General features: G+C 74.7%; 2 protein-coding genes. Both read right to left on the reverse strand.

The features are described 5' to 3' along the window. On the reverse strand, positions 1-387 hold a 387-nt coding region (gene tagF, locus HW578_RS26570; protein WP_198373699.1), incomplete at its 3' end, for a type VI secretion system-associated protein TagF. Next, the coding region (locus HW578_RS26575) for a type VI secretion IcmF C-terminal domain-containing protein (RefSeq protein WP_304621654.1) at positions 366-1,399 on the reverse strand (1,034 nt) is incomplete at its 5' end. The genes tagF and HW578_RS26575, both read right to left, overlap by 22 nt.

The following is a 1,399-nucleotide window of genomic DNA, read 5'->3' on the forward strand; positions in this document are numbered from 1 at the left end:
ATCGGCATCGGCGCGCCCGGCGAGGCCGGCCAGCGCGGCCGCCTCCAGCGCGTCGAACCACTCGGCATCGGGCGGCGGCGCGCCGGGCGGCAGCAGCGCGGCGAGCGTGATCGGAAAGCGCCGCCCGACCTGGTCCTGGCTCGGGAGCATCACGCCGGCCACCGCATCGGGCCCGCAGGCGCCGGGCGGCAGGGCGAAGCGCCAGGCCGGCGCGCTGTCCCAGGCGCCTTCCCACTGCGCGCCGAGCTGTTCGCGCGCCGCGGCGATACCGGCCGCGAGCCAGGAATCCCACGGCGTGACGAAGCTCGATGGCAGGCCCCGGCGCACGAAATCGCCATGCGCCGGCACCTTGCCGTAGAGGCCCATCAGGGGGCGAGGGTCGGGCATCGGAACTGCGCCAGCTCGGGCAGGCCGAAGGGGTGCTGGGCGCTGCCCGCACGGAGCTCGAAATCCATGCTGCGTTCCCCCTGCACCACGCGCAGCCGCATCCTCTCCCGCGAGGGTCCGGCGGCGGCGAGCGTGGAGTTGCGGCGCATGACCAGGCGCATGGCAGACCAGGCGCCGTCATAGGCCAGCGGTCCCGCCGAGGATGGTGGGTCGAAGGACAGCGTCAGGTTGCCGCGCGCCGGCCAGGACAGCGCGATCGGCCGCGCTGAGCCGGCCTGGGCGATCTCGGTGCGCGTGCCCTCGAACTCGAGCACGGCCGAAAGCGCGCCCGGATCCATCCCGCGCGGCACGAGCTCGAACCGCAGGCCGAGCGAGGATGCCGCCGGAAAGAAGGCCGTGCGGATCGCCACCGCGCGCTGGAACTGCATCAGGTCGGCCGCGCTGATCGGCGGCGGCAGGCCATCGGTCGCCATCGGACGCCAGGGCGTCTGGGTGGTGTCGACATACTGCCGCACGTTCTGCGTGAAGAACTGGTCGAACACGCCGCCCGGGCCGAACAGGCGCATGAAGTCGTCGACCGGAAGGTCCTCGCCGTTGATGTTGAAGGGGAAGCGCTGGTCGAGCCCGCGGCAGAAGGGGGCGAGCTGCTGCGCCGCCGCGGCCGCCAGCGCCGCCTTCGCACCGCCGCCACGCGCGACGTTGGTGGCCCCCACCATGGAATTCAGCCAGCGGCTGAGCGGCAGCGGCTGGCGCGCCGCCTCTGCCTGCAGCCGCTGCCCGGGATCGAGCCCCGCGGCCTGCGCCGGCACCGTGCCGGGCGGCGCGGTGGCCAGGCGCTGCACCTGCACGAACAGGTCGTTGACGATGCGTAGCACGCCATCGATCGGGTCGCCGGCCGAGGCACGCAGCGCCTCGAAGCGCGGTTCGACGATCTCGGCCACAGGCTCGGCGCCGGTGGGTTCGGGCGGCTGGGCCGGCTGGCCGGCGGCCGGCGGCTGGCGCGGCTGCCGGC

Source organism: Roseomonas rosulenta (assembly GCF_016106005.1).
In the GTDB taxonomy this organism is placed as follows: domain Bacteria; phylum Pseudomonadota; class Alphaproteobacteria; order Acetobacterales; family Acetobacteraceae; genus Neoroseomonas; species Neoroseomonas rosulenta.